This window comes from Lentzea rhizosphaerae (assembly GCF_042649515.1).
GTDB classification, from domain to species: Bacteria; Actinomycetota; Actinomycetes; order Mycobacteriales; family Pseudonocardiaceae; genus Lentzea; species Lentzea aerocolonigenes.
The window spans coordinates 350,968-372,018 of sequence record NZ_JBHRZI010000057.1 but is presented as its reverse complement, the minus strand read 5'-3'; the positions used below and the strand labels follow the sequence as shown (position 1 = coordinate 372,018).

General features: G+C 68.5%; 22 protein-coding genes and 1 tRNA gene. 10 read left to right on the top strand and 13 right to left on the bottom strand.

From position 1 onward, the window contains the following. Nucleotides 1–19: 19 nt before the first annotated feature. Genes ACFOWZ_RS46350 through kduI form a run of 3 tightly spaced genes read right to left on the bottom strand, consistent with a single transcriptional unit; the run spans nt 20 to nt 2,303 of the window. The gene (locus tag ACFOWZ_RS46350; protein WP_382380820.1) at nt 20–757 is read right to left on the bottom strand and encodes an IclR family transcriptional regulator; all 738 of its coding nucleotides are present in this window, start codon (nt 755–757) and stop codon (nt 20–22) included. Next, a complete protein-coding gene (locus ACFOWZ_RS46345) occupies nt 754–1,479 on the bottom strand; it encodes an SDR family oxidoreductase (RefSeq protein ID WP_382380818.1) in 726 nt (241 codons plus the stop codon). Before ACFOWZ_RS46345 ends, ACFOWZ_RS46350 begins: the two co-directional genes overlap by 4 nt. Further along, nucleotides 1,476–2,303 carry a 5-dehydro-4-deoxy-D-glucuronate isomerase gene (gene kduI / locus ACFOWZ_RS46340; RefSeq protein ID WP_382380816.1) on the bottom strand — a complete coding sequence of 276 codons (828 nt, stop codon included), beginning with the start codon at nt 2,301–2,303 and terminating at the stop codon, nt 1,476–1,478. Before kduI ends, ACFOWZ_RS46345 begins: the two co-directional genes overlap by 4 nt. 260 nt (nt 2,304–2,563) lie before the next feature. Here kduI and ACFOWZ_RS46335 point away from each other — a divergent pair, with 260 nt between their 5' ends. Then, on the top strand, nt 2,564–3,751 hold the full coding sequence (locus ACFOWZ_RS46335) for a glucuronyl hydrolase (RefSeq protein WP_382380814.1): 1,188 nt from the start codon (nt 2,564–2,566) through the stop codon (nt 3,749–3,751). Here ACFOWZ_RS46335 and ACFOWZ_RS46330 read toward each other — a convergent pair. Further along, nucleotides 3,705–5,066, bottom strand: a complete 1,362-nt coding sequence (locus tag ACFOWZ_RS46330) for a hypothetical protein (RefSeq protein ID WP_382380812.1) — start codon at nt 5,064–5,066, stop codon at nt 3,705–3,707. The genes ACFOWZ_RS46335 and ACFOWZ_RS46330 overlap by 47 nt on opposite strands. A gap of 108 nt (nt 5,067–5,174) precedes the next feature. On the opposite strand from ACFOWZ_RS46330, the gene ACFOWZ_RS46325 reads away from it, so the two are divergent. Continuing rightward, nucleotides 5,175–5,248 (top strand) — tRNA-Thr (locus tag ACFOWZ_RS46325). 389 nt (nt 5,249–5,637) lie between these two features. On the opposite strand, the gene ACFOWZ_RS46320 is transcribed toward ACFOWZ_RS46325, so the two are convergent. Continuing rightward, nucleotides 5,638–6,516, bottom strand: coding sequence for a hypothetical protein (locus ACFOWZ_RS46320; RefSeq protein WP_382380810.1), 879 nt, complete (start codon nt 6,514–6,516; stop codon nt 5,638–5,640). Nucleotides 6,517–6,640: 124 nt separating this feature from the next. After that, the gene (locus ACFOWZ_RS46315; RefSeq protein ID WP_382380808.1) at nt 6,641–7,306 is read right to left on the bottom strand and encodes an HNH endonuclease family protein; all 666 of its coding nucleotides are present in this window, start codon (nt 7,304–7,306) and stop codon (nt 6,641–6,643) included. Between the two features lie 65 nt (nt 7,307–7,371). Here ACFOWZ_RS46315 and ACFOWZ_RS46310 point away from each other — a divergent pair, with 65 nt between their 5' ends. Beyond that, nucleotides 7,372–7,671 carry a DUF885 family protein gene (locus tag ACFOWZ_RS46310; RefSeq protein WP_382380806.1) on the top strand — a complete coding sequence of 100 codons (300 nt, stop codon included), beginning with the start codon at nt 7,372–7,374 and terminating at the stop codon, nt 7,669–7,671. On the opposite strand, the gene dctA is transcribed toward ACFOWZ_RS46310, so the two are convergent. Beyond that, nucleotides 7,561–8,895, bottom strand: a complete 1,335-nt coding sequence (gene dctA / locus ACFOWZ_RS46305) for a C4-dicarboxylate transporter DctA (protein ID WP_382380804.1) — start codon at nt 8,893–8,895, stop codon at nt 7,561–7,563. The genes ACFOWZ_RS46310 and dctA overlap by 111 nt on opposite strands. Nucleotides 8,896–8,980: 85 nt before the next feature. On the opposite strand from dctA, the gene ACFOWZ_RS46300 reads away from it, so the two are divergent. Next, a complete protein-coding gene (locus ACFOWZ_RS46300) occupies nt 8,981–9,802 on the top strand; it encodes an endo alpha-1,4 polygalactosaminidase (RefSeq protein WP_051784570.1) in 822 nt (273 codons plus the stop codon). On the opposite strand, the gene ACFOWZ_RS46295 is transcribed toward ACFOWZ_RS46300, so the two are convergent. Both ACFOWZ_RS46295 and ACFOWZ_RS46290 read right to left on the bottom strand, forming a co-directional pair. Further along, nucleotides 9,792–10,517 (bottom strand): SRPBCC family protein, encoded by a 726-nt coding sequence (locus ACFOWZ_RS46295; protein ID WP_382380801.1) that lies wholly within the window; start codon nt 10,515–10,517, stop codon nt 9,792–9,794. The genes ACFOWZ_RS46300 and ACFOWZ_RS46295 overlap by 11 nt on opposite strands. Then, nucleotides 10,514–11,110, bottom strand: a complete 597-nt coding sequence (locus ACFOWZ_RS46290) for an ArsR/SmtB family transcription factor (protein WP_382380799.1) — start codon at nt 11,108–11,110, stop codon at nt 10,514–10,516. Before ACFOWZ_RS46290 ends, ACFOWZ_RS46295 begins: the two co-directional genes overlap by 4 nt. 144 nt (nt 11,111–11,254) lie before the next feature. On the opposite strand from ACFOWZ_RS46290, the gene ACFOWZ_RS46285 reads away from it, so the two are divergent. After that, nucleotides 11,255–11,428 carry a hypothetical protein gene (locus ACFOWZ_RS46285; RefSeq protein ID WP_382380797.1) on the top strand — a complete coding sequence of 58 codons (174 nt, stop codon included), beginning with the start codon at nt 11,255–11,257 and terminating at the stop codon, nt 11,426–11,428. Here ACFOWZ_RS46285 and ACFOWZ_RS46280 read toward each other — a convergent pair. The 3 genes from ACFOWZ_RS46280 to ACFOWZ_RS46270 form a co-directional block, all read right to left on the bottom strand. Further along, a complete protein-coding gene (locus ACFOWZ_RS46280; RefSeq protein ID WP_382380795.1) occupies nt 11,410–12,372 on the bottom strand; it encodes a TIGR03617 family F420-dependent LLM class oxidoreductase in 963 nt (320 codons plus the stop codon). The genes ACFOWZ_RS46285 and ACFOWZ_RS46280 overlap by 19 nt on opposite strands. Before the next feature lie 27 nt (nt 12,373–12,399). Then, a complete protein-coding gene (locus ACFOWZ_RS46275) occupies nt 12,400–13,107 on the bottom strand; it encodes a thermonuclease family protein (RefSeq protein ID WP_382380793.1) in 708 nt (235 codons plus the stop codon). Between the two features lie 100 nt (nt 13,108–13,207). Continuing rightward, entirely contained in the window at nt 13,208–13,660 is a 453-nt protein-coding gene (locus tag ACFOWZ_RS46270) for a DUF4442 domain-containing protein (RefSeq protein WP_382380791.1), read from the bottom strand. A gap of 174 nt (nt 13,661–13,834) precedes the next feature. Between ACFOWZ_RS46270 and ACFOWZ_RS46265 the strand changes: the two genes are divergently transcribed. Continuing rightward, on the top strand, nt 13,835–14,347 hold the full coding sequence (locus tag ACFOWZ_RS46265; RefSeq protein WP_382380789.1) for a MarR family winged helix-turn-helix transcriptional regulator: 513 nt from the start codon (nt 13,835–13,837) through the stop codon (nt 14,345–14,347). Between the two features lie 2 nt (nt 14,348–14,349). After that, nucleotides 14,350–15,987: an MDR family MFS transporter gene (locus ACFOWZ_RS46260; protein ID WP_382380787.1), complete on the top strand. Its 1,638-nt coding sequence runs from the start codon at nt 14,350–14,352 to the stop codon at nt 15,985–15,987. Nucleotides 15,988–16,054: 67 nt separating this feature from the next. Here ACFOWZ_RS46260 and ACFOWZ_RS46255 read toward each other — a convergent pair whose 3' ends face one another. Continuing rightward, entirely contained in the window at nt 16,055–16,561 is a 507-nt protein-coding gene (locus ACFOWZ_RS46255; RefSeq protein WP_030472603.1) for an inorganic diphosphatase, read from the bottom strand. Nucleotides 16,562–16,684: 123 nt separating this feature from the next. On the opposite strand from ACFOWZ_RS46255, the gene dacB reads away from it, so the two are divergent. Genes dacB through tilS form a run of 3 tightly spaced genes read left to right on the top strand, consistent with a single transcriptional unit; the run spans nt 16,685 to nt 21,043 of the window. Beyond that, nucleotides 16,685–19,063 (top strand): D-alanyl-D-alanine carboxypeptidase/D-alanyl-D-alanine endopeptidase, encoded by a 2,379-nt coding sequence (gene dacB, locus ACFOWZ_RS46250; protein WP_382380785.1) that lies wholly within the window; start codon nt 16,685–16,687, stop codon nt 19,061–19,063. Nucleotides 19,064–19,091: 28 nt separating this feature from the next. Next, the gene (locus tag ACFOWZ_RS46245; RefSeq protein WP_030472605.1) at nt 19,092–20,135 is read left to right on the top strand and encodes a zinc-dependent metalloprotease; all 1,044 of its coding nucleotides are present in this window, start codon (nt 19,092–19,094) and stop codon (nt 20,133–20,135) included. Then, on the top strand, nt 20,132–21,043 hold the full coding sequence (gene tilS / locus ACFOWZ_RS46240) for a tRNA lysidine(34) synthetase TilS (protein ID WP_382380783.1): 912 nt from the start codon (nt 20,132–20,134) through the stop codon (nt 21,041–21,043). The genes ACFOWZ_RS46245 and tilS overlap by 4 nt, the downstream gene beginning before the upstream one ends. The last annotated feature ends 8 nt before the right edge of the window (nt 21,044–21,051 follow it).

Below are 21,051 nucleotides of genomic sequence, written 5' to 3'. Positions count from 1 at the left end.
GCCGACTTCGACATTGGATCTAGACCCAGCCGAGCGCCGCTGACACCTCGTCCGCCGCCCGCAACACCCGCGGCCCCAACGCGATCAACTCCGGCAACGAGTGCTCCATCGCGAGCGACGACGCGGACAACCCGCCGATCACCACCCCCGCGTGGTCCCGCACGGCCGCGCCCACGCAGCGAACCCCGACCTCGTTCTCCTCGTCGTCCAACGCGAAGCGCGACCGCCGCACCCGCGTCAGCTGTGCCTTGAGCCGCGGCCCGGACGTGATCGTCTTCGGCGTCCGTCCCGGCAGTCCGGTGCGCCCGAGGAACGCGTCCAGCTCGGCGGGCGGGAGCGAGGCCAGCACCGCCTTGCCGATGGCGGTCCCGTGGGCCGGCAGGGACATGCCCAGACGGGACGCCATCCGGTAGGGCTTGTTGGCCTCGATCTTGTCGACGTAGACCAGTTCGTCGCCGTACAGCACGGCCAGGTGCACGGTGCACCCCGTCGATTCCTGCAGCGAGCGCAGGAACGGCCGTGCCCGCTCCACCGTGTCGACGGGCCGGAGAACCTTGCCCGCGAGGGCGAGGACTCGCGGGCCGGTCAGGTAGCCGTCCGCTGCCGGCGTGGCGAAGCCCCGGTCCACCATCGTCTGCAGGAGTCGGTGGACCGTGGACTTCGGCAGGCCCGTGACCCGCGCGATGTCCGTGATGCGCGTGTGGTCGGCGAGGGCCTCCAGCACGGCGAGCGTCTTTTCGACGGCGGTATCGGTCATCTCGCCAGCCAGCCTCCATCGACCACCAGTACGTGTCCGGTCACATAATCGGACGCCGTGGACGAAAGGAACACCGCCGGGCCCACGAGATCTTCCGGTGTGCCCCAGCGGCCCGCCGGGATGCGGGTGCGGATGGTCGGCTCGCGGTCGGGGTCGGCGCGGAGAGGAGCCGTGTTGCCGGTTTCGATGTAACCGGGGGCGATCGCGTTGACCTGCACGTTGGACGCGGCCCACTCGTTGGCGAGCAGCTTCGTCATGCCGACGAGCGCGTGCTTCGAGGCCGTGTAGGCCGAGACCAGGATTCCGCCCTGGAACGACAGCAGCGACGCGATGTTCACGACCTTGCCGCTGCCCTGCGCCACCATCTGACGGCCGCAGAGCTTGGAGATCTCGAACGCCGAGTCGAGGTTGACCGCCATGACCCGTTGCCAGTCCGCCAGCGAGACGTCGACGGCAGGGCCGCGGTGGATCGTGCCGGCGTTGTTGACCAGGACGTCCACCCGGTGCTCCGCCAGGACCGGTGCCAGCGCGGGTTCGATCGACGCCGGATCCGCCAGGTCGATCGACACCGTGGCCACGGCCGGTGCCACGTCGGACAGGTCGCCGCGTCCCACCAGGATCAACGACGCTCCGGCCTCGTGCAGGCCGCGGGCGATGGCGCGGCCGATGCCGGTGCGGGCGCCGGTCACCACTGCCGTCTTGCCGGCGAGGGAGAAGTTCACCGCAGCTCCGTCACGGCGACCGGGTCCATGTCGTCGTAGGCCTGGTTCTCGCCGCCCATGGCCCAGACGAACGTGTACGAGTGCGTTCCCACTCCACTGTGGACTGACCACGACGGCGAGATCACGGCTTCCTCGTTGCGCACCACGATGTTCCGGGTGTTCTGCGGTTCGCCGCAGAGGTGGATCACGCGGTGGTCCTCAGGCAGGTCGAAGTAGAGGTAGCACTCGGTGCGGCGGTCGTGGGTGTGCGGCGGCATGGTGTTCCAGACGCTGCCGGGAGCGAGCGACGTGACGCCGAGGACCAGCTGCGACGAGCGGATGCCGTCGGCGTGCACGAACTTGCGGATCTCGCGGACGTTCGCGGTGCTCTGGTCGCCGAGCTTCAGCACGTCGACCTCGTCGAAACGGGCCACGGCGGTGGGGAACGAGGCGTGCGAGGGCGTGGAGAACAGGTAGAAGCGGGTGTCCTCGTCGGCAGCGCGGAACTCGATGTCCACTGCGCCCTGGCCGATGTACAGACAGTCGCGCGTACCGAGTTCGTGCTCGGTTCCGTCCACGGTCACTGTTCCGGAATTTCGGACGGCGAGCACGGCGAGCTCACGCCGTTCGCAGAAATGCGCTGAACGCAGCGGGGAAGCGCTCTCCAGCTCGAGTGGCCGACCGGGTGACGGGGACGCTCCGCCGAGCACGATGCGGTCTTCGTGGGTGTAGACGGTCCGGATCTCGCCCGGTACGAACAGATCGTCCACCAGATAGTGCCGCCGCAGCCCGTCCGTGTCGAAGCCCGGCAACTGAGCCGGATGGGTCGAGTGCCTGATTTGCATCTGAGGATGCCTTCCGATCGGGGCGGCGGAATGACACGATGCGAGCACCATGGAACTACGTTCCGTTGAACGGAACAAGCCTCTCGTCTCCACGCCGCCGGAGACCTGTTCGGGCACATGAAAGGCGGCCTTGGTGTACCACCAGAACCCTGCTCGGCCAGGCGCTCCATTCGGGTGTTCGGCGCCTCGAACAGCTCGGGCGGCGTGATGACGAAGATGATCTCGCCGCAGTCCACTCCCGTGCTCGGATGGATGGTGCCATGACTTTCACTCGCAGAACCCTGCTCGGCGCGGCCGCGGCAGGAGCTGTCGCAGGACTTCCGGGAGAGGCGTCGGCTTCGGGGCGGCTCTTCCGCGAGTCGCTGGACTACGCGCTCGGGAAGCTGAGGCAGGTGGCGCCGAACGTCACCTCGTTCCCGGAGGAGACGAAGTTCGAGAAGTGGATCTACGTCAACTCCGGCGGCTGGGTCGGCGGTTTCTGGCCAGGCATGCACTGGCTCGCGTTCCTGGACAGCGGCGACGAGCAGTTCAAGACGTGGGCCGTGGAGTCGGCGCTGCGGCTGTCCCCGCGGCGCACCGACACGTCGATCCACGACCTGGGCTTCCTGTTCTACCCGTCGTGGGTGACCGCGTACCGGCTGACCGGGGACGCGTCCTGGCGTGACGGCGCGGTGCAGGCCGCGTCGTCGTTGATCCAGCGCTACAACGAGAAGGGCCGCTTCATCAGGGCGTGGGGAGCGCTCGGGACGCCCGCGAACGCCGGCCGCGCGATCATGGACACGATGATGAACCTCGACCTGCTGACGTTCGCGTCCGAGCAGACGGGGGAGTCGCGGTTCCTGGACGTCGCGGTGGCGCACGCTTTGACGACTCGCGCGAAGTTCATCCGGCCGGACGGCTCCACGCCGCACGTCTTCGACTTCAACCCGGACACGGGAGAGGACATCGGGCCCAACACGAACCAGGGCTACAGCCCGACGTCGTGCTGGTCGCGCGGTCAGGCGTGGGGCATCTACGGGTTCACGACGATGTACCGGCGTACTCGGCGACGTGAGTTCCTTGAGGCTGCTCGAAAACTCGCCGACTTCGCCCTGGACGCCCTGACACCGGACCACATCCCGGTGTGGGACTACCGCTCACCGTTGGCGCCCAACGACGTCAAGGACTCGTCGGCGGGCGCCATCATGGCGTGCGGTCTGCTGGACCTGGCTGTCGCTTCTGGCCGGTTGTCGTACCGGGTCGCCGCACTGCGCATCCTGGATGCGTTGTGCCGCACGTGTTTGACGACCCGGTCCGAACGGCACGAGGCGATCCTGGCGCGCGGCACCCGCAACCGCCGCATCGAGGTCGGCATCGAAGTCTCGTTGCCCTACGGCGACTACTACCTCATGGAAGCGCTGCTCAGGGTTCTGAAACCTCGGGAGATTTCGCACGCGATCGGCCTCTGACCGGCAGCGCCGCGAAGATCACGACACCCGCGAGCAGCAGCCCCGTGCCGGTCCAGAACAGCGGAACCGACTGGTACGCGGCGTTGGTGTAGGCGAGCGGCGGTGCCTTCTCGGGAGGTGCCGCCGGTCCGCCCGGCTCCTGCGTCTGGGGAGGCTGCGCGGTTCCGCAGACCACGCCGCCCTGCGGTGCCGCGGCCCGCACGATCTGCTCGCCCAGCGAGATCTGCGCGAGCGCCGTCGGCAGGTTCGGCAGCTTCAGCTTGTCCGTCGGCAGCAGCTGGACGTCCAGCATCCGCGCCGTCGCCCCGAGCTGGAACCCGCTGAACCCGTTGCCGCTGAAGCTCGCCTTCTTCTCGTTGAGCCCGGCGACCTGCAGCCTGACGACGGCCAGGTCCAGCAGCAGCGGCACGTCCAGCGCCGGATGCGCGGCGTCGAGTGTGCCGAGCTCCTTGCCGTTCTGGCTGACCTTCAGCACCGGCGCGGTGTAGGTGATCTTCGACGTCTTCTCGTCCCCGGTGGCCGTCGCCGTGAGCGTGGGCGGGCTGGCGACGTCGATCTTGATCCCACCCGCGATCTCGACGCTCACCGCACGCATGGTCGACGTCGACTCGACGGCCTTGTTCTTCGAGCCGGGCAGATCCACCAGCCGGACCTGCGAGTTCGCCTCGAACGTGTCAGGGATGCTGATCAGGCTCTTGGACGGCAACGGCACCTCGGCCGGCAACGCGCTCAGCACCTCGAGTCCCGCGAGGGAGGTCTTCGCCGTCGCGAGCGGACTGACGCACGGCCCGAGCTTCTCGTCCCACCGCGCGTGCACGCTGCCGTTGAGCAGCCGGAGCTTCCCGAGCGGTGTCTCGGGAATCGGCAGCCCACCGTTGGCCGGCTGCGGGTTGTCCGGAATGGCCGTCTGCACGAGCGTGCCCGGCGACTGCGGCGACCGCCCGCCCACCGCGAACCCGAACGGACTGGCCTGCGTGACCACCCGCTCGGTGCTGAGGAACGCCTCGGTGTTGACCTGCGCGCTGGCGAGCCCCAGCCCGAACTCGGTGACCGACTGCTTGGGCAGCTGCTCGCTCAGCCCGGGAAGGATCGTGTTGGTGGGCACCCCCTGCGGCCCGAGCCGGACCACGCTGAGCCCGGTCCCCGCATCACCCACCGCGTGCGCGAGCGACTGAGGCCCGTTCGGCGCCGACGCGGGCGGCTGGTTCGGGTCACGCGGCCCCGGCACCGGTGTGGTCGGAGGCTGCGCGAGCGCGGGCGCTGCGACGAGCGCGAGCATCAACCCTGCCAGCGGCACGGACAACGATCGGCGCATGAACCACTCCTCGGCGGTCAGGACGTGGTGACATCGGTCACGGTCCGTACAACGAAGGCGACCCCCGTGAGTGACGGGTCTTCGGACCCGCTATAGTTATCGCGTCTCGCCGCCTTAGCTCAGTCGGCCAGAGCGGCTCACTCGTAATGAGCAGGTCGTCGGTTCGATTCCGACAGGCGGCTCGGTGAGACGGAAGGGCCAGGTCACTCGCTGACCTGGCCCTTCCTCTGTTTAGCGTTCGCCAAGCCTGCGCGTGAACGGCGGACTAAGCTCGCGCGTATCCAGTGGAAGACGCAGTCACCAGGCGCTTCCGCGGGGTCACCTGAGGTGAGTTCGGACCGCATGGATAACATCGCCGACCTTCGTGCGATCAGTCCACCGAGGGCCGGGCGAGCTTCCACTGTCGTCTGGTGCGGTGGTGACCGGATTGCGCTTCACCTCGTGGCCAGAAGGAGGAACGCACACCATGTCGTACATGGGCGGCGAGAACGGCGACAAGTGAGTCGCTGACCTGGGCTTTGTGCCCCGTCAAGGGGGCCTGCACGGTCAGACGAGGCTTGTGCAGGCCGTTTTACCTCTGAAGTTCCAGCAGCATGCCGGCCCGGCGGTTCGCCGGCAGGTTGTTGATGGCCAGCTTGATCTCGACGCGGCCCGCGTCGGTCCGCCTGGTGATTTCGAAGTCGTCCCGGATCCGGTTGAGCGCGATCACGTCCCAGTGGACGTCGACTCCCGGCGGCAGGACGATTGTGTAGGTCGCGCGTTCGACCGGTTGCCGGAAGTAGAACGTGAACGGGTCCGGTTTCTTGGCGACCATCAGCGGAACGCACTTCTTGGGCCAGGTCCACTCCATTTTCAGGCGTATTTCGCTGTCCACTTCGGCGGGGGAGTGGAAATGGGACACCATGTCGAGCTTGCCGTCCGCACTCCAATGTGACGTGACCAGGAAGCTCGGGCCCATCGTTCCGTCCACCAACAGGCTGCGCACTTTCGCGTTGACCAGCTTCTGGATCGACTTGGGCTGGTTCCAGCCCGGACCGAACCGCAGCCGGAAGAACCTCGCCTCGGCGTTGCGGATCATGGCGTTCACCGTGATGAACTCCTGCGTGTCCCCGTTGGCCTCGATCACGGCCACCTGCTCCCAGACCTTGATGTCGAACTGGCTGGGCTGCAGTTCCATCAGCATGTAGGAGTACTTGGACAGCAGTGCGCGGTACTCGCGCGACTCCGAGTCGAGCTTCGCGACGCGGCCCGTCAGATACCCCAGCAGCAGGAGCGTCAGCACGATCGCGCCGATCACGAACGTCGTGCGAATGGCCACCGAGCCGAACAGCGTGGACAATACGGCGCCGAACGCGACCAGGCCGAGCAGTCCCTTGACGAAGCCGACCGCTCCTTCTTCCTGCAGGAATTTCTCCAGCCACTGCGCGAACGACTTCAGCAACCCGTCCACCCCTCTTGCTCGGCCGCACGTGCCGGACTGATCAGGGTAGCTCCGGTCTGTCGGCGTCGTCATCGAAGTTGGTACGAATGGGTGGAGAGGCTCAATTGTCAATCAATTGGCATTGTTTCCCGGGTTATGTCGCAGGGGGTGTGTCACAGGTGGCGAGCGCCTTCTCCAGCGCCGACCGTTCCGCTGGCGCCACGCTCAACCCGTACGCCGCCTTCACCGTCACGTAGATCCGCCCGTACGAACACGCGTACGCCGCACTGGGCGGCATCCACTCGTCCGGTGTCTTGTCGCCCTTCGACTGGTTCACGCTGCCAGTCACCGCCACCAGATTCCGCAGGTCGTTCGCCGCCGTCACCCGCTTCTCCTGCGGCCACCCGGCGGCTCCGCTGCGCCACATCTCGGCGAGCGGCACCACGTGGTCGATCTGGATCTTCGACACGCTGGTCACCCGCGAGCCGGTGTAGGGGTCGTCGAGCGTGCCCGACTGCACGCCGCACCGTCCCGGCTTGCGCTGCACGTCCGCCAGGTCGCGGGCCAGCACCTGGCTGCGCTGGTCGCAGCCGTCGCCGTCGGTGTCGAACCACGGCTGCCCGAACACGCACGCGCCCTTGTCGCAGTCGCGCGAGTACCCGTCGAGGCGGCCCGGCGCGGCGAGGGGGAGCGCGGCGAGCGAGGTGCGCGCGGCCGGGGCGTCGAGGGTTCCCTCCGGCACGCGGTTCAGTTGCGGGCCAGGGGAAAGAGGTATCGCGGAACAGCCGGTCAGCAGGATGATCAGCAACAACCACCGCATGGAAAGGGCTTACCCGCCGCAACCCGCCGTCATGGCCGCCCAACGGCGCAACTCGTGGAGGACAGATGTCGCAACTCGACGCGCTCGCTGACCGCAGCGAGGCGGAAGCCGAGAGCTCCAGACTCGGACTGCTGGCGCCGCGCGAGCTCGCCGAGGCCGAGGCCGACCGCTACCTCGCCCAGCCGGGCCAGGCTCTGGCGTACGCGGTGGGCCGCCTCAGGTTCGACGAGCTGCGCGCGAAAGCGGAGCAAGCCCTAGGCACGGCGTTCGACGTCCGCGACTTCCACGAGGTCGTCCTCGGCCGCGGCAGGCTCACCCTCGGCCTGCTCGACGACGTGGTCACCGCCTGGCTGGCCGAGCGCTGACCGCATCTGGCCGACGTCGAGCATGCCCTCCCACCGCGACACCACGAACGTCGCCACGCAGTTGCCCAGCAGGTTCGTGAAGACGCGCATGGAGTCCATGATCCGGTCGGCGCCCAGCAGCAAGGCGACCGCCGCGGCCGGGATCGAGCCGACGGCGGCGACGGTGGCGGACAGCGCGAGGAACGCCGAGCCCGGCACGCCCGCCATGCCCTTCGAGGTCAGCACGAGCACCAGCACGATCGTGAGCTGGTCGCCGAGGTCGAGCGGGATGTTCAACGCCTGCGCCAGGAACACCGTCGCGAGCGACAGGTAGATCGACGCGCCGTCCAGGTTGAACGAGTAACCGGTGGGCAGCACCAGTCCGACGGACGTGGGCGCGCAGCCCGCACGTTGCAGCTTCGCCATCATCCGCGGCAGCACGGCCTCCGACGACGCCGTGCCGAGCGCCAGCAGGAACTCCTCCTTGGTGTAGCGCAGGAACTTCAGGAGGTTGACCCGCGCGAACGCCCAGGCGATCACACCGAGCAGCGCGCAGAACAGCAGCGCCGCGCCGTAGGAGGCGAGGATCAGCCACAGGTACGTGCGCAACGACCCCAGTCCGTACTGACCGACGAGGAACGCCATCGCGCCGAACGCACCGAGCGGCGCCAGCTTCATCACGTACCCCAGCACCGTGAAGAACGCCAGGTTGACGCGTTCCAGGAGGTCCACGACGGGCGTCGCGCGCTCGCCGAGCTGGGCCAGTGCGCAGCCGAACAGCACGGCGAACAACAGCACCTGAAGCAACGCGTTGCGCGCCAACGCGTCCACCACACTGGAAGGGATGAGATCGAGCAGGAACTGGACGACGCCCGGGAGGTGACCGCCCTGCGTCTTCGCCTCCACGGCGGAGGTGTCCAAGGTGGACGGATCGATGTTCATGCCGGCGCCCGGCCGCACGACGTTGCCGACCAGCAGCCCGAACGCGAGCGCCGCGGTCGAGACGACCTCGAAGTAGATCAGGGCCTTGACCCCGATCCTGCCGACCGCGCGCAGGTCGCCGACCTTGGCGATGCCCGTCGCCACCACGCAGAAGATCAGTGGCGCGATCACCATCTTGATCAGCTTGATGAAGCCGTCCCCGATCGGCTTGAGATCAGCGCCGAACGACCGGAAGTAGTGGCCCACGAGCACGCCGGCGACCACCGCGAGGAGGAGCTGCACGAACAGCGACCGAGTTTTCACCTGGCGGAAAGTAGTTCTCATTCATGAGCAATGGAGTGCCTTCGTGTTACGTCCGCGTCATCTCATCGCTGGCACACTGCCGCGCATGAAGCCAGTCGCGGCGCTCGCCGCCCTGCTCCTGCTCGTCGCCTCCTGCAGCACGAGCGAACCTGAACCGCCCTCGGTCGAACTGCCGCCGAGCGGCGCGAAGTTCGACTACCAGATCGGCGGGGTGTACCAGCCGGACGCGCGCGTCAAGATCGTGGTGCGGGACCGCAGCAAGCTGCCCGTCGGCGACCGCTACAACATCTGCTACCTCAACGCCCTGCAGACCCAGCCGGACCCGATGGAGGGCAGCCTGAGCTGGTGGCAGCAGAACCACGGCGACCTGCTGGTGAAGAAGCCGGACGGCCAGCCGGTGATCGTCCCCCAGTGGGAGGAGGGCGTCCTCGACATCTCCACCCCCGAGAAGCGCGGGAGGATCCTGGACATCCAGAAGAAGTGGATCGAGGGCTGCAAGACCTCGCGCTTCCAGGCGATCGAGGCGGACAACCTCGACTCGCACACGTGGGCCGGCGGGGCGTTCGACATCAACGCCACCAAGGAGTTCATGAAGTCGTTCGTGCGCCACGCCCACGAGAAGGGGCTCGCGGTCGCGCAGAAGAACGGCGGTGAGCTGGGCGACTCGGGCAAGAAGTACGTCGGCTTCGACTTCGCCATCACCGAGGACTGCCAGGCCCACGACGAGTGCAAGCCCTACGCCGACGCGTTCGGCGACAACGTCTTCCAGATCGAGTACACCGACGAGGCGTTCCAGAGCTCCTGCGCCGACCGCGGCGGACGGGTGTCGGTCATCCGCCGCGACCGGAACGTGGTGCCGTACGGGCACCCGGACTACGTCTACGAGGCCTGCCCGCTCAAGCCCTGATCGCGGTCTCCAGGAACGCCTGCCACTTCTCGGCCTGGCCGGTCGCGTCGCCGAAGAGGTGGTGGCCGACGGCACGGGTGCCGTGGAACCGGTACAGGCCATCGGTTCCGCGCACGCTGAGGAACACCCCCGGCAGGTCGTAGGCGAAGTCGACGACCCCGGTGATGCCGAAGGGCTCCAGCGTGACCTCGTCGCCGACCTCGGGGTCGGCGGGCACGCCGAGCGCTGCGAGCAGCCGGGGCCACGCGTCGTCGGGCTGTTCCTGGGGCGCCTGGGCGAACACGTACGTGCCGCGGCGGCCGGGGAAGTGCTTGACGTACTGGCCCAGTGTGGCGAGGTACATGTCCCAGCCGTACGACGTCTGGTCGAGGTACTCGTCGCTCCAGCCGTCGCCGAGGATGCCGCTGTGCACGAACCGGAGCACGGTCGAGCCGCCGTTACGCGCCTCGATCAGGTACTCCATCGCGTGGATCGTGCCGTCGTCGGCCTTGTCGCTCTCGTAGGCGAACCGCTTGCCCGGCTCCCAGGCGGTGATCGTCGACGCCTCCTGGAAGAAGCCCAGGTCGAGCGTCATGCGGCCGCCGAGTCGTCCGTCGACGGTGTGCGGGCCCATGAACCACGAGTCGATGCCGGGCCCCGTCGCGATGGCGTCCCACACCTGCGACGGGGTGCCCTCGACCTCGACTTCCTTCTTGATCTCGAACTCGCGGGTCACGACTCTTCCTCCTTGGCGGTGACGCTCGGGTGCAGGGCGACGACGACTCGGTGCGCACGCCCTCCTTCTGCCTGTTCGTCGTGGTACTTGGCGACGAGGTGCGTTACGCACGTGGCGAGCTCTTCGGCGAATGCCGCGCGGTCCGCCGCGGTGGCGAAACGCACCTCGCCGTCCAGGGCGAACGTCGCCAGCCGCTTCTTCGCCCTGGTCGCGCCCGTGATCAACGTCCCGACGTCGCGCACCAGCCTGGCCGAAACCGCCAGCAGCCACCGCGCGGACAACCGGTCGGGTGAACGCGCCGGGTCCGGCTGCACGGCCGCGAGCGCGGTCGGGGAGATCACGTAGGACGCCGCGGTCGCCTGCAGCAGGCGCTCGTTCACGTTGCCCTTGCGCCGTTCCTCGACCAGCTCCACCAGGCCGTGCTGCTCCAGCGTGCGCAGGTGGTAGTTCACCTTCTGCCTGGGCAGGCCCACCTTCGCGGCGAGCATCGTCGCCGATCCCGGCTCTGCCAGCTCCGCGAGCAACCGCGCCCGCACGGGGTCCAGCGACACCTCGGCCGCTGCCGGATCCTCGATCACCGCCACTTCGAACATGGCTCCACCGTCGCACCGAAAACAAAATTAGTCAAGAACTGACTTGCTGTCGGTGACTTTGCTCCACCTGGGTGGCTTTGGACCCGGTACCGTAAGCGCTGTCTCGATTGGTCGTTGCTTGTTCGCAACCCCTGAGGAGACAGAATGATCACGATGCTGGTCCTGACCCTGCTCGCTCTGCCGTTCGCTCTCACCGCCGCCAACGTGGGCAGACGCCGGTGGGTCCGCAAGAGGGGCGTCGCCAGAGTGCGCGCCGAGCTCGACGCTTTCCACGCCGAGCTCGCACGTCAGGGCCTCAGTCACTTCTCCGGTCGGTGAAGGACGTTCCCCGACGGTGAGATCCGGGTGACCACGTCGCCGTAGCGCTCCAGGAGTGAGGCCGTGACGGTCTCCGGCGAGCCGACGACGGCGAAGGTGTTCAGCACCTCGTCCGTGATCAACCCGCTCATCTCGGTCCACTGCTGCCGCCGCGACATCCGGTGCAGCTCCTCGTGCAGCGTTCCCCAGCCGTGCAGCTCCAGCACCGGCCGGTAGGCGGGCGTCGACCCGTAGAACGCGATCTGCCGCTTGACGTCGGCGATCTCCTCGTCGTTCGTCGCGGCGAACACCGGGCCGCTGATCTCGAAGCCCTCCAACGTCTTCCCCGCCTTCGCGCGGCCGCGTTCGAGCGCCGGCAGCGTCACCTCGCGCAGGTACCGCTCCGTCGTGAAGTTGTGGCACAGGAAGCCGTCCGCGACCTCGCCCGCGACCTCGGTCATCAGCTCACCGACGCCCGCGAGGTAGATCGGCGCGTTGCCGTGCGGGTTCGGTCCCGGGTCGAAGAACGGTGTCATCAGCGTGTGCTTGTAGAACTCGCCGCGGAACGCCAGCCGCTCGCCGGTCTCCCACGCGTGCCAGATCGCCCGGATCGCCAGCACGAACTCGCGCATCCTCGCGGCGGGTTTGCTCCACGGCATCGAGAACCGCTTGGTGATGTGTGCTTCGACCTGCGAGCCCAGCCCGAGGTTGAAGCGGCCCTTCGAGAGCAGCCGCAGGTCGTTCGCCGTGGTCGCGATGGTCATCGGGTTGCGCGCGAACGCCACCGCGATCGCCGTGCCGAGCTCGATCCGTTCGGTCGCCGCGGCGGCACCGGCCAGCGCCAGGAACGGGTCGTGCTTGGTCTCCGCGAGCCAGAACCCGTCGTAGCCGCCGTCCTCGGCCCGTTTCGCGATGGCCCCGGCGTCGCCTGGGGTGTAGTCGACGGCACTCCTGTCCAGCTTCATGCCGCTGAGGCTATGAGGGCTATGAGGTCACCGGCGCGGCGGCTCGCAGGCGATGCCGTTGCGGTTGTAGTCGAGTTCGACCCGGTACCCCGGCTGGCCCCAGTAGATCGGAGCCGCGCCGGCCCGCCAGGCGTCGTCGCACGTCGCGAAGAAAACGGGCTTCGGCGTCGGCTTCGTCGTGGTGGTCGGCTTGGGCGGGGTCGTGGTGGGCGGTGGTGGAGGCGGAGGCGGCGGAGTGGGGGTCACGGTGGCGTCCTTGCCGCCGCACGGTGCTCCCCACAGCCCGATCGGGACGCGTTGCGCGGCCCCCTCGGCTTCCTTCTGCGCGGGCGACGGGGCGCCCGCAGTGCGCCCAGCGCCGTTGCCCAGCGCGAGCAACGCGTAGTCCGTGCCGTCGGCGAGGGTCAGCGCGCCGGTGGCACGGTCGTAGCGCACCTGCTGGTTCAGCAGCATGCTCCGCGCGAAGCCCGCGGCGGCCTCCGCCCAGCACGGTCCCGGCTGGGCGAGGCCGCTGACCTCTGCCTTCGACCCGTCGGACAGCATCACGGCGCGCCCGTCGACGACCGACACCACGCTGATGCCCAGCATGGCCGGTGGCACCGACGGCGACGTCGTGACCTGCGTCTCCCCGGCTCGTTTCTCCACCGCAACGGGAGTCGACTGCTGTGCCTGCGCGGTGCACCCCGCGCTCAACAAGGCCAGCAGGACACCGCCCACAGTTCTCCACCCCGACATGACACCGAATGGTCCTACTCGGGCGGGGTGTGGCCAAGGTTACGTATTTGGCCCAGATCGGTTCACGGGTATTCCGAACTGAAATACGGAGATGCGCAGTTCAGCGCGCGGGCTTCAACGTCCAGACGACGGTCATCTCGCCGGTGGTCACTCCCTCGGCGTTGGTGATCGTGATCGTCACCGGGAACTCGGGCCGCGTACCGGACTCCAGCTCGGCCAGAACCTCGTCCGCGGAACGGCCCAGAACGGCCTCGGCACGCAGAACGCCGAGCGCGACCTTCTTGTACGCGATGTCGGCACGGGCGACCAGCGGCGTGGCCTTGCCCAGGTGAGCGGCGAACGCGGCCATCACCACGGCGCCCGACGCGGTCTCGGCGAGACCGAACATCATCGCGGCGTGCGGGCCGCCGACGTGGTTGCGCAGCGTCTCGTCGTCGGGCAGCGACGCGACGACACGGCTGGCGGAGACCTCCTCGAACTCGATGCCGGTGGTCTTCACCCACGGCACGGCCTGCTTCATGGCGTCAGCGACGAAAGACACGTCTTGGCTCATGAGACGGATGCTACCGGCGGGTAACCAGCGAAGCTACCCGTCGGTAACCACTACTCCTCGCAGCCTCACCACTCCTCTGTGGAGTGAGACTTGAAACCCACTTGCGTTCCGGTCGACCGAGATGGATGCTTGTAGCGAGCAACTAGTTGGGTGATACAAGCAACGGGGTGTGGGATGGTCGAACCGGGCAGCTGCCACGTCGATCCCGAGCAGGGGCTCGCCGATCGCGTGAGCATGGCGATGACGCGCCTGAACAAGATGCACGCCCAGGTCACACACCAGATGTCGAAGCAGGGCTTCGACAAGTCGGCGTTCATCCTCCTGCTGACGATCGCGGGTCTCGGCGAATGCCGGTCCAGCGCTCTCGCGGAGGCGGTGTTCTCCGACCCGTCCACGGTCAGCAGGCAGGTCGCCGCGCTGGTGAAGGACGGGCTCGTCGAGCGCCGTGCTGATCCGGCGGACGGCCGGGCCAGCGTGCTGGCGGTCACCCGGGCGGGACGCGAGTTGCTCGTTGAACGACGCCGGATGCGCATCGAAGCGTTCGAGCGGGTGTTCGCGGGCTGGTCTGAAGAGGAACTCAAGGTGTTCGCGGACCAGTTCGAACGCTTTGTCCAGGACTACGAGTGCACCATTCCGGCGCTTCTGACCGAACGCGGACTGGGGATCCGCGCAGGAGGGGAAAAGTAGAGATGTCACAAACAACCGAGGCGACACCCTCAGGGGTCTCGTTGACGCACCGCCAGATCATGACGGTGCTGTCCGGCCTTCTGCTGGGCATGTTCCTCGCTGCGCTGGACCAGATGATCGTCGCCAGCGCCATGAAGACCATCGCGGACCAGCTGCACGGCCAGACGCTGCAGGCGTGGGCGACCACCGCCTACCTGATCACCGCGACCATCACGACCCCGTTGTACGGCAAGCTGTCGGACATCTACGGGCGCAAGCCGATGTACCTCGCGGCGATCTCGCTGTTCCTGCTCGGCTCGCTGCTCTCGGGCATCGCGACGTCGATGTACGAGCTGGCCGCGTTCCGCGCGGTGCAGGGCCTGGGCGCCGGCGGTCTGATGTCGCTCGCGTTCGCGATCATGGCCGACATCATCTCGCCGCGTGAGCGCAACAAGTACTCGGCGTACTTCATGGCCGTGTTCGGTTCGGCGAGCGTGCTCGGACCGGTCATCGGCGGTGTGTTCGCCGGTCTGGACTCGTTCCTCGGCGTCACCGGCTGGCGCTGGGTGTTCCTCGTGAACGTCCCGATCGCGCTGCTCGCGCTGTTCGTCGTCGGCCGCGTGCTGAACATCCCGCACAACCGCGTCGACCACCGCATCGACTTCGGTGGCGCCGCCGCGCTGACCATCGGCCTGGTGCCGCTGCTGATCGTGGCGGAGCAGGGCCGCGAGTGGGGCTGGGCGTCCGGCACGTCGATCGCGATGTACGTGATCGGTGTGCTCGGCCTGATCGCCTTCGTGTGGGTCGAGAACCGCATGGGCGACGAGGCGCTGCTGCCGATCCGGATGTTCCGCAACCACACGTTCGCGCTCGGCAACACGATCAACTTCGTGCTCGGCATCGGCATGTTCGGCGGCATGGTCTCCATCCCGCTGTACCTGCAGATCGTGAAGGGCGTCTCGCCGACCGTGTCGGGTCTGATGCTGCTGCCGATGACGTTCGGCATCATGTCGGCCACGGCGATCGCGGGCCGCATCACGTCGAAGACCGGCCGCTACAAGGTCTTCCCGATCATCGGCGCCGGGCTGATGGCGACCGCGCTGTTCCTGTTCAGCACCATCGGCACGGACACGCCGAACTGGCTGACCATGGTCTACATGTTCGTCATGGGTGCCGGTCTGGGCCAGTGCATGCAGACGCTGCTGCTGGCGATCCAGAACGACGCCGAGCCGCGTGACATGGGTGTGGCGACCGCTTCGGCGACGTTCTTCCGCCAGATCGGTGGCACTGTCGGTACCGCGGTGTTCCTGTCGATCCTGTTCACCACGGTGGGCGACAAGATCGCGGAAGGCCTCAAGGCCGCCATGCAGACCGAGGCGTTCAAGGTCGCGCTGAGCCACAACCCGGAGTTCGCCAAGTCGCTGCAGGCGGGTGGCGGGTCCGGCGTGGACATCAACAACACCGAGTTCCTCAACCACCTCGACCCGGTGCTGGCCAAGCCGTTCCTCGACGGGTTCTCCAGCGCGATCGACCTGGTCTTCATGACCGGCGGCATCGTGATGATCGCGGCGTTCGTCCTCGTGTGGTTCCTGCGCGAGAAGCCGCTGTCGACCAAGTCGGGTCTGGAGCGGGTCGCGGACGCCGAGTCGATCGCGGTCTGACTTTCAAACGATGAACGGCGCTTTTGTCCACCTCAGGTGAACAAAAGCGCCGTTCGTCGTTGTCAGCTCAGTGCAGCGTTTCGCCGCGCGCCTCGGCGTCCTTCAGGCGCTGGTAGGAACGCTTGATCTCGGCCTCGGCCTCGGTGCGGCCGACCCAGGTCGCGCCCTCGACGCTCTTGCCGGGCTCGAGGTCCTTGTAGACCTCGAAGAAGTGCTGGATCTCCAGGCGGTCGAACTCCGCCAGGTGGTGGATGTCGCGCAGGTGCTCGTGCCGCGGGTCGAAGGCCGGAACACACAGAACCTTGTCGTCGCCGCCCTTCTCGTCGGTCATGCGGAACATGCCGATGGCACGGGCCGCGATCAGGCAGCCGGGGAACGTCGGCTCCTGGACGAGGACGAGGGCGTCCAGCGGGTCGCCGTCCTCACCCAGGGTGTTCTCGATGAACCCGTAGTCAGCCGGGTACTGCGTCGACGTGAACAACGTGCGGTCGAGGCGGATGCGGCCACTCTTGTGGTCCACCTCGTACTTGTTGCGCACGCCCTTGGGGATCTCGATCAGGACGTCGAACTCCACTGGTCCTCGCTCATGTAGCCCATTCGTGACGCCACTAGTGTGGACCACGACGCCCTGTCAACCCTCATCGGAGCGGCGGCTGGAGGGTGTGAGATTGCCCGTACCGAGCTGACGGAGGTCGCTTTGCCGGACGAGCCCATGTGGCCGACCGAGGACGACGACACCGAGCTCGACTCGGCGCCTTCCGAGCCAACTGTGCAGGTCAGCCGCCCGTCCGTCGACCAGCCGACGATGCGTTTCCCCCTCGCCTCCGTGCTGGCCACACCGTCCACTGAGGAGCCGTTGCGCTCGTCGCCGGTCGGTGGCGCCTCGAGCGGGGCGGGCAGCGGTTCCGGTGGCCCGAGTGTGCCTTTGAACGGTTCCGGCGGGTCGGCGGGCGGATCTTCGGGTGGGAAGTCTCACGGCACGATTGGTCCAGGTGGCGGCCAACCGCAGCCGGTCTCGGAGCGCACGACCGCGGATCTCTCCAAGACGGAGCCACCGCGGGCGGCGCCGGTGCGGATCGAGCCGCGGGGTGAGCAGACCCGCGTGGTGCCGAAGCCCGACCTCGTCCACAAGCCCGACGCCGCTCACAAGCCCGAGGTCGCTCACAAGCCGGAAGTTGTCCACAAGCCCGAGGTTGTCCACAGGGCGGAGCAGAAGACGGCGGAACTGTCGGTCCCGCCTGGCAAAATTGAAAACGGGGGACCCCAGGGAGGGGACCCTCGCGCCAGCATGGCCGCCAACGCCAAGACGGCGCGCGTCGACCAGCTGCCGATGTCCGAGCCGTCGTGGTTCGACCAGCCGGTCAGACCGGACCAGCAGCCCTCGCGCGAGCAGCCGCAACGTCCCGAACAGCAGCGTCCTGAGCCGCAGCGGCCCGAACCTCAGCGTCCTGAGCAGACCATGCGCGTCGACCAGCTCCAGCGCCAGGAACCTCCGCGCCAAGAGCCTCCGCGCCAAGAACCTCCCCGCCAAGAACCGCCGCGCCAAGAACCTCCCCGCCAGGAGCCCCCGCGCCAGGAACCGCCGCGCCCCGAAACGGCCCGCTTCGACCAGCCGCAACGCCCCGAACCGCCCAAGCCCAAGGACCCGGTCCGCGAAACCCTCCCCGTCTCCGGCTACGACGAGGAGCCGCAAGACCGCCTCACCGACGAGCCGAAGAAGGGCCGCAAGTCCCTCGTCGTGGTGATCGGCCTCCTGGTCGTCGCGGCGCTGGCCGGCGCCACCGTCTACGCGGTCAAGGAGTTCGGCGGCGCCAAGGCGATCGAGACCAGGCCTCCCGCCGCACCGGCCGTCGTCCAGCCGCTCGTCAAACCGGCCGGCGCGGGCTCCCCGGCGCCGTCCGCGGCGGGGGTGAAAGGCGTTCTCACCGGACCGGCCGGCAACAGCGCGCTCGGCACGCTCACCGGCAGCGTCGTCGACCCCGCCAACGGCGCCGCGCTGTGGCAGCAGGGCGACACCACGCCCGCTACGCCGGCGTCGAGTCTCAAGATCCTCACGGCGGCCGCCGCCCTGCTGAGCCTCGAGAAGACCGACCAGCTGTCCACCAAGGTCGTCCAGGGTGCCGAGCCCGGCACCGTGGTGATCGTCGGCGGCGGTGACCCGACGATCTCCGGCACGCCCGGCAGCTCCGTCTACCCCGGCGCGGCCTCCCTCGACGACCTGGTCAACCAGGTCAAGCAGAAGGGCACGGTCACCAAGGTCGTCTTCGACCTCGGCCGGTACGCGGGCGAGGCGCTCGGGCCGCAGTGGGAGTCGGCGGACATCGGCGGCGGCTCGGTCGCGCCGATCGTGCCGTTCATGCTCGACGGCGGACGTGTCGACCCGAAGAACGTCAACGGCGCGCGCACCGGCAGCCCGGCTCAGGCTGCGGCGGACGCGTTCGCGCAACGCATCGGGGCTCCTGGCGCGACCGTCGGCACGGCTCCGCAGGGCGCGCAGGTGCTCGGCGAGATCAAGTCGGCGCCGATCGAGCAGCTCGTCGACAACATGATGCAGATCTCGGACAACGTCCTCACCGAGGCGATCGCCCGCGAGATCGCGATCAAGAGCGGCAACGAGCCGTCGTTCGCGGGCGGGGTCAAGGCCGTGCGGGACGTGCTGACCAAGAACGGGTTCGACCTCACCGGGGCGAACTTCGTGGACGGCAGCGGGCTGTCCGCGAGCAACAGGATCCCCGCCAAGCTGCTCACCGACGTGCTCTCCCAGGCGGCGAAGCCCTCGCTGGACGACCCGCGCACCGCGAAGCTCCGGCCGTTGCTGACGGCGTTGCCGGTGGCGGGCGGCAGCGGCACCCTCGCCGGTCGTTACGGCGGGAACGCCGCGCAGGGCAGGGGCTGGGTGCGGGCCAAGACCGGCACGCTCACCGGGGTCAACGCGCTCGCCGGCACGGTCGTCGACGTGGACGGGCGGGTGCTGGTCTTCGCGTTCATGTCGGCCAGCAACCGCAACGCCGAGACCGAGGTGCGGCCCGCGCTGGACGTGATGGCCGCTGCGTTGCGGGGTTGCGGCTGTTCGTAGCGGGGCGTGCGCAGGTAACTTCGGCAGGGTGAACGGCGCGACGGAGGCAGAGCTCGGCCCGGTGGACTGGGAGCTGGCGGTGGCGACCGCGGTGCGGCTCGTGCGACCAGGCCCGGTGATCGGGAAGGACGAGGCCGACCACGTCGTCGGCAGACTTCGCGAGCTCGCGCCGCAGGCGGAGGTGCACGTCCGCGAGCTGACCGGCCTCGGCCAGGGGCTGCCGCTGCTGCCCGGCGAGGTCGTCGACCGGCCCGCCTGGGTCAGAGCCGCCGCGCAGGGTCTCGCCGCGCTGACGGCGCCCGCCATGCCGCGTCAGTCCGGTGCGATGGCGGGCATCCTCGCGGGCACGGCCGGCGTGCAGGCCGGTGTGGTCATGGCGTTCCTGTCCTCGCGGGTGCTCGGCCAGTTCGACCCGTTCGGCCCGGACGACCAGCTCGCCGGACGGTTGCTGCTCGTCGCGCCGAACATCGTTGGCGCACAACAGGCCCTCGACGTGCCCGCGGACGACTTCCGGATGTGGGTGTGCCTGCACGAGTGCACGCACCGCCTGCAGTTCACCGGCGTGCCGTGGCTGCGGAAGTACTTCTCCGACCAGGTCACCGCGCTGCTGTCCGCAATGGACGAAGACAGGGCGCCGCTGTCCGAGGTGATCCGCGACTTCCGGCACAAGCTGCGCGAGGGCGACGGCCCGATCGGGCTGATCGAGCTCATCCAGTCGCCGCAGCAGAAAGCCGTGCTGGACCGGTTGATCGCACTGTCCACTTTGCTCGAAGGCCACGCCGACCACGTGATGGACGCGGTCGGCCCGTCCGTCGTGCCGTCCGTCGGGACCATCCGCAGCCGCTTCACCGCGCGGCGCAAGGGCGGCGGTCTGCTCGACCGGATCCTGCGCACGGTGCTCGGCGTCGAGGCGAAGGTGCGCCAGTACGCGGAGGGCGCGGAGTTCACCGAGTACGTCGTGGAGCGCGTGGGCATGGACGGCTTCAACGCGATCTGGACGTCCGCCGAGACCCTGCCGACCCGCGCGGAGATCGCCGAACCGATGACCTGGCTGCGCCGCGTGGCACCGTGAACGGCCCGGTCGCCGAGATCAGGACGGCGGTCCGCAGGTTCCTCGACGACGTCCGCCCGGACGCGGTGACGGTCGCGGTGTCGGGCGGCGCCGACTCGCTCGCGCTGGCGGCCTGCGTGGCACGGCTGGTGCCCGACGCGTCCGCCGTGGTCGTCGACCACCAGCTCCAGCCCGGTTCCGCCGAGGTGGCCGCCCGCGCGGCCCGGCAGTGCGCCGAGTTCGGTCTCGTGGCGCGGGTGGAGACCGTCACGGTCGACGGCGCCGGTGGGCCGGAGGCGGCGGCCCGCAAGGCCCGCTACGCGGCTCTGAGGCCGGCGGAGGGCGTGGTGCTGCTCGGCCACACGCTGGACGACCAGGCCGAGACGGTGTTGCTCGGTCTGGGCCGCGGGTCCGGTCCGCGGTCGATCGCGGGCATGCGCGCGTACGACCCGCCGTGGGGCCGTCCGCTGCTCGGCGTCTCACGATCGATCACCCGTGCCGCGTGTGTGGAGCAGGGCATCGAGACGTGGGAGGACCCGCACAACGATGACCCGTCGTTCACGCGTGTGCGTCTCCGCAACGAAGTCCTGCCGTTGTTGGAGAACATCTTGCAGGGCGGTGTCGCGTCGTCGTTGGCGCGCACGGCCGCACAGTTGCGTGAGGACTGTGACGCACTCGACTCTCTCGCGGAAGCCTTCGCCGGCGACTGCTGCGCGGTCGACGACATCGACGAGTTGCCCGTCGCACTGCGACGCAGAGTGCTCAGGTCGTGGCTCATCGGCGAAGGTGTGCCGGAACTGTCCGATTCGCATCTGCGTCGTGTTGACGCACTGGTGAGTGAATGGCGCGGTCAGGGCGGTGTTTGGCTACCCGGCGGCTTTGTCGTGCGGCGCGCGCATGGCAGGCTCGTTGTGGAACCACAGTCTTAAGCAGAGGG

Coding starts and splice junctions, on each gene's coding strand:
- ACFOWZ_RS46330 (WP_382380812.1), bottom strand. CDS start 5,066: ATGCGCCGATCGTTGTCCGTGCCGCTGGCAGGGTTGATGCTCGCGCTC.
- ACFOWZ_RS46275 (WP_382380793.1), bottom strand. CDS start 13,107: ATGTCGGGGTGGAGAACTGTGGGCGGTGTCCTGCTGGCCTTGTTGAGC.
- ACFOWZ_RS46285 (WP_382380797.1), top strand. CDS start 11,255: ATGATCACGATGCTGGTCCTGACCCTGCTCGCTCTGCCGTTCGCTCTC.
- ACFOWZ_RS46290 (WP_382380799.1), bottom strand. CDS start 11,110: ATGTTCGAAGTGGCGGTGATCGAGGATCCGGCAGCGGCCGAGGTGTCG.
- ACFOWZ_RS46260 (WP_382380787.1), top strand. CDS start 14,350: ATGTCACAAACAACCGAGGCGACACCCTCAGGGGTCTCGTTGACGCAC.
- ACFOWZ_RS46315 (WP_382380808.1), bottom strand. CDS start 7,306: ATGCGGTGGTTGTTGCTGATCATCCTGCTGACCGGCTGTTCCGCGATA.
- ACFOWZ_RS46300 (WP_051784570.1), top strand. CDS start 8,981: ATGAAGCCAGTCGCGGCGCTCGCCGCCCTGCTCCTGCTCGTCGCCTCC.
- ACFOWZ_RS46270 (WP_382380791.1), bottom strand. CDS start 13,660: ATGAGCCAAGACGTGTCTTTCGTCGCTGACGCCATGAAGCAGGCCGTG.
- ACFOWZ_RS46335 (WP_382380814.1), top strand. CDS start 2,564: ATGACTTTCACTCGCAGAACCCTGCTCGGCGCGGCCGCGGCAGGAGCT.
- ACFOWZ_RS46310 (WP_382380806.1), top strand. CDS start 7,372: ATGTCGCAACTCGACGCGCTCGCTGACCGCAGCGAGGCGGAAGCCGAG.
- ACFOWZ_RS46350 (WP_382380820.1), bottom strand. CDS start 757: ATGACCGATACCGCCGTCGAAAAGACGCTCGCCGTGCTGGAGGCCCTC.
- kduI (WP_382380816.1), bottom strand. CDS start 2,303: ATGCAAATCAGGCACTCGACCCATCCGGCTCAGTTGCCGGGCTTCGAC.
- ACFOWZ_RS46280 (WP_382380795.1), bottom strand. CDS start 12,372: ATGAAGCTGGACAGGAGTGCCGTCGACTACACCCCAGGCGACGCCGGG.
- ACFOWZ_RS46265 (WP_382380789.1), top strand. CDS start 13,835: ATGGTCGAACCGGGCAGCTGCCACGTCGATCCCGAGCAGGGGCTCGCC.